We start from the raw sequence: 6,488 nt of genomic DNA on the forward strand, positions 1-6,488 counted from the left end.
GGGTGGGGGATACGGGATCGCCCGTTCCAGGGTCTCTTGCCAGTCCATGGTGCCTTCCAGGTCAGTGTCACCTGTGGATACGGATCTCGTGGCAGATCGGTTGTCCTGGTTGATCGATCCAACTGCGGGCGTTGGGTGGGGTGGCCCGGAAGCGCATTACGCTGGCCACCAGCGCACCGGTCGAGAAACGGATCTTCAAGGAGACCCCCAGATGCCCATCGCCACCCCCGAGAAGTACGCCGAGATGCTCGCGACCGCGAAGGAGAAGGGGTTCGCCTTCCCGGCGATCAACGTCTCCTCGTCGCAGACGCTCAACGCGGCGCTGGCCGGCTTCGCCGAGGCCGGCTCGGACGGCATCATCCAGATCTCCACGGGTGGCGCGGAATACCTCTCCGGCCCCACGGTCAAGAACATGGTGACCGGCTCGGTGGCCTTCGCGGCGTACGCGACCGAGGTCGCCAAGTCCTACGACGTCAACATCGCGCTCCACACCGACCACTGCCCCAAGGACAAGCTCGACGGCTTCGTACGTCCCCTGCTCGAGCTCTCCGCCGAGCGCGTCCAGCGCGGCGAGGCCCCGCTGTTCCAGAGCCACATGTGGGACGGCTCCGCCGTGCCGCTGGCCGAGAACCTGCAGATCGCCGAGGAGCTGCTGGCCCTGGCCAAGACCGCCCACATCGTGCTCGAGATCGAGGTCGGCGTGGTCGGTGGCGAGGAGGACGGCATCGTCGGGGCGATCGACGACAAGCTCTACTCGACCCCCGAGGACGCCATCGCGACCGCCGACGCGCTCGGCATCGAGGGCTACCTGACCGCGCTCACCTTCGGCAACGTGCACGGCGTCTACAAGCCGGGCAACGTCAAGCTCCGTCCCTCCATCCTGCGTGACGCCCAGGACGCCGTCGTCGCCAAGCTCGGCCTGCCCGCCGGGTCGAAGCCGTTCAACCTGGTCTTCCACGGCGGCTCCGGCTCGAGCGCCGAGGAGATCGCCGAGGCGGTGTCCTACGGCGTGGTCAAGATGAACATCGACACCGACACCCAGTACGCCTTCACCCGCCCTGTCGCCGGCCACATGCTGGCCAACTACGACGGTGTTCTGAAGGTCGACGGCGAGGTCGGCAACAAGAAGCAGTACGATCCTCGCGTCTGGGGCAAGCTCGCGGAGGCCGGTATGGCTGCTCGGGTGGTCGAGGGTGCCCAGCATCTCGGTTCTGCGGGCAACTCCATCGGCTGAGCAACACGCCGGGGACAGGCCAATGGTCCCGATTCGGAAAACGTTGTGGCACACGGCATAGCAAACTCGGGCTTATGTCGTTGTGCCGGTCATTGGTAAAGCGATTCAATGCCCTGGCTGGACGGCGACTCACGGGTAAGACAGTCGAACCGTCCCCTCGGCGTTGATCTTGGGAGGGACATCCTCGGAATGGAAACCACTGCGCGAAACCGCACAATCGGCGGAATCGTCATAGGCGCGATCATCCTGATCCTGCTTCTTGTCTTGTTCTCTTGCACGGTGAGCGGCGACCCGCAGGGTTCGCCGAAGAAGGATCCGACGACCGGGGAGTCCTCGCTCCCCAGCGATCCCGACACTCTCGAGCCCGACGACAAGCCGTCGGAGAAGGAGTCCGACGACCCTGAGGTCGTCGAAGACGACATCGTCCCGGCTGCCAACACCGGCGTGACCTTCATCCCCGCGGGCAACGTCCCGTCGGGTAGCACGCCGACCTGTGAGCTCGACCCCAGCGCCTGTGAGGACACGCGTCCGCCGGGTGCCGGTGTGGACATCTGTGAGATCCGCCCGGATCTGACCCAGTGCCAGGAGCCGACCACGCCGCCGACCACCCCGCCGGGTGATGGCGAGCCGACCACCCCGCCGGACGACGGTGACGGTGACGGTGAGCTTCCGGTCTGCGACATCTTCCCCGACCTCCCGATCTGCGACGACGATGGCCCTGGTCCTGGCCCGGGTGACCCCGAGGACGAGACCGCTCCGGACCCGGTGAGCGTCGAGAGCTGCAAGGTCCTGAGCAACACCTCCGTGACCATCGACTGGTCCGAGGCGAAGGACAAGAGCGGGATCTCGCACTACACGGTGACCTCGCGTCCCAACGCCGGCGACCCGGGTGAGACCGACAAGACCTCGGCGACCTTCAACGACCTGCGCGCGGGCGAGACCTACAGCTTCTGGGTCACCGCCACCGACAAGGCCGGCAACGAGTCCGAGGACAGCAACACGGTCGACTGCGTCATGGACATCACGGCACCTCAGATCCCGCAGGGCGTGACGGTCGAGCCGGGCGACCCGAGCGACAGCACGCTGAACGTGAGCTGGCTCGAGTCCGAGGACAACACCGACGGCGTCGGTGACGTGACCTACAACCTCTACCGCAACGGCAATCTCGTCGGGCCGGTCAACGGCACGTCGTACGAGGACACCGGTCTGAAGGCAGGCACCGAGTACACCTACACGGTGACGGCCGTGGATGGCGCCGGCAACGAGTCCGACCCGTCTGCTGAGGCCACCGGCACGACCACGAAGATCGCGCCGACGGTCCCGACCGGCCTCGATGCGACCAACGAGGGTCCGCTCGGCTTCACCATGACGTGGGCACGGTCGACGGACGAGGACAAGGTCACTCCGGATGCAGAGATCGACTACCGGGTCGACGTGAACGGTGGCCTGTGCTTCGGTGGAAACGCCACTGACACCACCACGTTCCAGGTGACCTGCGCTCTCCTGTGGGACACGGTCGAGGTCACGGTGACGGCGATCGACGGTGACGGCAACGAGTCGGCTCCCAGCCAGACGCTGACGGTGCGTTCCTCCGGCGAGGAGGCCCGCCCGGCCGGTAACCCCGCTCTCCGTTCCAACACCCCGGGCAAGGCCAAGTCCGACGCTCCGGCCGACAAGCCGGCGCTGCCGGAGGCCCCGGTCGAGGTTCCCTCGGACGAGCCGACCGAGAAGGAGGCGCCGCTGCTTCCGGGTCTGGACGACGTCCTCCCGGGCGGCGAGGACAAGGCTGAGGCGCCTGCCGAGGAGCCGGCCGAGCCGGAGGCGACGCCGAGCGAGTCGGAGAGCCCGCTGGCCGAGCGGCCGACGACCGAGGAGCCTGCTGACGAGGCGACCGAGGAGGCTCCGGCCGAGGAGGACGAGGGTGGCCTGGTGAGCGACATCGTCGACTCGGTGACGAGCGCCGTGGCCGCGGTGTTCTGAGCACCCAGCGAACAACAGGGCGGGGAGAGCCGAATGGCTTTCCCCGCCCTGTCGTATTCAGAGGCAGCCGTCCCAGAAATCAAGGAGTCGGATGCCCAGCGCCCCCCACAAGCCCTGGACATCCGACGATCTTGGGCGACCGACACCAGTGTGCGTCAGCCGTGCGCTCAGGTTATGCATAGAAACGCCCTTTGATCCAGATGGTTAAGACGAAATTCATGAAGTTCCTGTGCCGATTCGAACAGATTCGAACACGTCGGAGGGGCCGAATCATCTGGAGCCATACATTAGGATTTCGGTGTGCGTGTGATGACCTCCCGAGCTCGCGCGGCCATCTTCGCCCCGATCGGCGACGAGGGCAGGGCGGCGCGCGTCGAGAACCGTCTCGCGGAGGCGATTCGCTCCGGCGTCCTCGCGCACGGTGAGCGGCTCCCCAGCGAGCCCGAGCTCGCCCAGATGCTCGGCGTCGCGACGGTCACCGCGCGAGAGGCTCTGGTCGCGCTGCGCGCCAGGGGCCTGGTGGTGACGACCCGCGGGCGCGGGGGCGGCTCGTTCGTACGTGCCCCGGAGAGCGCCGACCTCGTCGAGGACCGGCTCGCCGCGATGTCGCGGATCGAGCTGCGTGACCGGGCCACGGTCTACCTGGTGGTGCTCACCGGCTGTGCGGAGATCGCGGCGGAGCGTACGGACCCTGACGAGGTCGAGGACCTGCGCGACCTGCTGATCCCGCTCAACGTCAGCGACGTGGCCCGCTGGCGCAGCGCCGACAGCGAGCTCTACCTGTCGGTGGCCGCGCTGACCCAGTCGGCCCGGATGACGCGCGAGGTGGTGCGCCAGGAGGCCGACTTCGGTGCGCTGCTCCGGATCCCGCTCAACGAGCCGGGCTTCCGGGAGGCCACGGCGACCCGCCATCAGGAGCTTGTCGATGCCCTCGCATCAGGGGATGCTGTCAGGGCACGGGAGAGCGTACGCGAGCACATCGCGCACTCCCTGGAACGCTTGGCTGAAATCCATGAGGCGGTGCGACGATGACGAAGACGACGACTCCGCTCGACTGCGTGGCCCAGGTCGAGCAGCACTTCGGGCCGATCGTGACCGAGCTGGAGCGCGTACGCAGCGAGGTGGCTGCCCTCTTCGAGGCCGGCCCGGTCACCACGACCTCCCTGCGCGAGCGGCTCGAGCCCGGGTCCCTGGAGTTCCTGCGCAACCCCAACCTGGTCGGCGGCGGCTTCGTCGTGGCGCCGGGAGTGCTCAGCGACCGCCGGCTCTACCTCGTCTGGTGGCAGGGCGAGGAGCGTGACTTCCTCGGCGACGCCGATGCCCCGGCCACGGGCGAGGCCATCGACTACACCCGCCAGCCCTGGTACCGCAGCCCGGAGCGTACGGGGGAGCTGACCCTCGTCGGCCCGTACGTCGACTTCGTCTGCACCGACGAGTACGTCATGACCACGACGATGCCGGTCTACGCCGGCGGCCGCATGGTCGGCGTCGCCGGGGCCGACACCCTCGTCGAGACGCTGGAGACGATGCTCCTGCCGGGGCTGCGCGAGGCCGGCGCGACCCTGGTCAACGGCCATGGCAAGGCGATCGTCTCGGCCGACCCGCAGCTGGCCACGGGCGACCCGCTGACGACCGCCCGCGACATGATCCCGTGTCGCGGTCTTCCGCTCTCGGTGGCGCTCTCCTAGGCAGACGGCTTGGTCATGTGGCGCGGGGTGGTGAAGAAGAGCACCGCCACGAAGCCGACCGCCAGCGCGACCGCCGGCAGCAGCATCGCCTCCGACATCGCCTCGGCGAACCTCGAGGCCACCGCTGGTGGGATCGAGGAGCCGGCCGCGGTCTCGTGACCGCCCGCCAGCGACCCGCCGAGCCCGTGCGCGTTGAGGCGCAGGTCGATGAGCACGGCGACGGCGGCCGAGCCGATCACCGAGCCGACCAGCCGGGTGGCGTTGTAGACGCCTGAGCCGGCCCCGGCCAGCCGCATCGGTACGTTGCGGGTGGCGGTCGCCGCCAGCGGCGCCCACACCGCGGCGGAGCCGAGCCCGAAGACGGCCATCGGCACCAGCAGCTGCCACAGCGGCGAGTCGACGGTCATCGGCGCGGCGAGCCAGAAGAGCGAGACGGAGCACAGGAAGAAGGCCACGCCCGTCAGCAGCCGCGGGTGCATCCGGTCGGTCAGCCGGCCGACGAACGGAGCGGCGACGAAGGAGACCAGCGCCGTCGGGACCATGATCAGCGAGGCCTCGAGCGCGGTGTAGCCGCGGACGAGCTGGGCGTAGAGCATCAGCGGGAAGCCCTGCGCGACCGCCGCGAACCCCATGCAGGAGATCGCCAGGCTGGAGACCGAGAAGTTGCGGTCGGTGAAGATGTGGAGCGGCACCAGCGGCTCGCGGCGGTTGCGCGCCTGCCACCAGACGAAGAGTCCCATGACCGCGATCCCGCCGCTCACGAGCGCCCAGGTGAGGAGGTCCCAGCCGCGCTGCTCGCCGTTCTGCAGACCGAACACCAGGCAGAACATCCCGACGCCGCTGAGCGCCACGCCGAGCCAGTCGAAGACGTGCGCGTGGGTCTCCAGCTCGGGGACCAGCAGCCAGTTGAGCACGATCGCGACAACACCGATCGGCACGTTGACGAAGAAGATCCACTCCCAGCCGCCGGCCGCGACCAGCGCCCCACCGGCGAGCGGTCCGACCAGTGTCGCGATGCCTGCGGTCGCACCCCACAGCGCCATCGCCGCGCCACGCCGCTCGGGCGGGAAGATCCGGGTGATGGTCGCCATCGTCTGCGGCGTCATCATCGCCGCACCGAGACCCTGCACCGCCCGCGCCGCCACCAGCGACTCGACGCTCCCGGCGAGCCCGCACCACAGCGACGAGGCCGTGAAGACGGCCAGACCGGCGATGTAGACCCACTTGGGTCCGTATCGGTCACCGAGGCGTCCCATGATCAGGACCGGCACCGCGTAGGTCAGCAGGTAGGCGCTGGTCACCCACAGCACCGCGTTGGCACTCGCCTCGAGCTCGTTCATGATGTCCGGCGTCGCGACGGTCACGATCGTCATGTCGACCAGCAGCATGAAGAAGCCGATGCACAGCGCGAACAGCGCTCGCCACGGGTGCTCCGTCGTCGGCGCGGCGGTCGTCTGCGTCATCGGCCCGGTCATGGCCCCAGTCAACACCCGACCACCGACGGTGTCGGTGGTCGCAGGCACAATAACCACATGACGCACCAGGACCTGATGGCCGGACCGCCTCCGACCCACCTCCCCGCCGAC

At 68.6% G+C, this 6,488-nt stretch carries 5 protein-coding genes; 4 read left to right on the plus strand and 1 reads right to left on the minus strand.

The window, feature by feature from the left end; all coding sequences use genetic code 11:
* The first annotated feature begins 211 nt into the window (after window positions 1-211).
* From fbaA to G5C66_RS25465, 4 genes are all read left to right on the plus strand, one after another.
* Complete coding sequence (gene fbaA / locus G5C66_RS25450) at window positions 212-1,234, plus strand: class II fructose-bisphosphate aldolase (RefSeq protein ID WP_165114624.1); 1,023 nt, start codon at window positions 212-214, stop codon at window positions 1,232-1,234.
* A 279-nt stretch (window positions 1,235-1,513) separates the two neighbouring features.
* On the plus strand, window positions 1,514-3,214 hold the full coding sequence (locus G5C66_RS25455) for a fibronectin type III domain-containing protein (RefSeq protein WP_165114627.1): 1,701 nt from the start codon (window positions 1,514-1,516) through the stop codon (window positions 3,212-3,214).
* A gap of 309 nt (window positions 3,215-3,523) precedes the next feature.
* Window positions 3,524-4,246: a FadR/GntR family transcriptional regulator gene (locus tag G5C66_RS25460; protein ID WP_206444556.1), complete on the plus strand. Its 723-nt coding sequence runs from the start codon at window positions 3,524-3,526 to the stop codon at window positions 4,244-4,246.
* Window positions 4,243-4,902: a cache domain-containing protein gene (locus G5C66_RS25465; protein ID WP_165114630.1), complete on the plus strand. Its 660-nt coding sequence runs from the start codon at window positions 4,243-4,245 to the stop codon at window positions 4,900-4,902. Before G5C66_RS25460 ends, G5C66_RS25465 begins: the two co-directional genes overlap by 4 nt.
* On the opposite strand, the gene G5C66_RS25470 is transcribed toward G5C66_RS25465, so the two are convergent.
* Window positions 4,899-6,377 (minus strand): DHA2 family efflux MFS transporter permease subunit, encoded by a 1,479-nt coding sequence (locus tag G5C66_RS25470; protein WP_241248869.1) that lies wholly within the window; start codon window positions 6,375-6,377, stop codon window positions 4,899-4,901. The genes G5C66_RS25465 and G5C66_RS25470 overlap by 4 nt on opposite strands.
* Window positions 6,378-6,488 lie beyond the last annotated feature (111 nt).

Source organism: Nocardioides turkmenicus, from assembly GCF_011045035.1.
GTDB classification, from domain to species: Bacteria; Actinomycetota; Actinomycetes; order Propionibacteriales; family Nocardioidaceae; genus Nocardioides; species Nocardioides turkmenicus.

What these genes read in the sequence shown, in the direction of transcription:
- fbaA (WP_165114624.1), top strand. Translation starts at nt 212, where the DNA reads ATGCCCATCGCCACCCCCGAGAAGTACGCCGAGATGCTCGCGACCGCG.
- G5C66_RS25460 (WP_206444556.1), top strand. Translation starts at nt 3,524, where the DNA reads ATGACCTCCCGAGCTCGCGCGGCCATCTTCGCCCCGATCGGCGACGAG.
- G5C66_RS25465 (WP_165114630.1), top strand. Translation starts at nt 4,243, where the DNA reads ATGACGAAGACGACGACTCCGCTCGACTGCGTGGCCCAGGTCGAGCAG.
- G5C66_RS25470 (WP_241248869.1), bottom strand. Translation starts at nt 6,377, where the DNA reads ATGACCGGGCCGATGACGCAGACGACCGCCGCGCCGACGACGGAGCAC.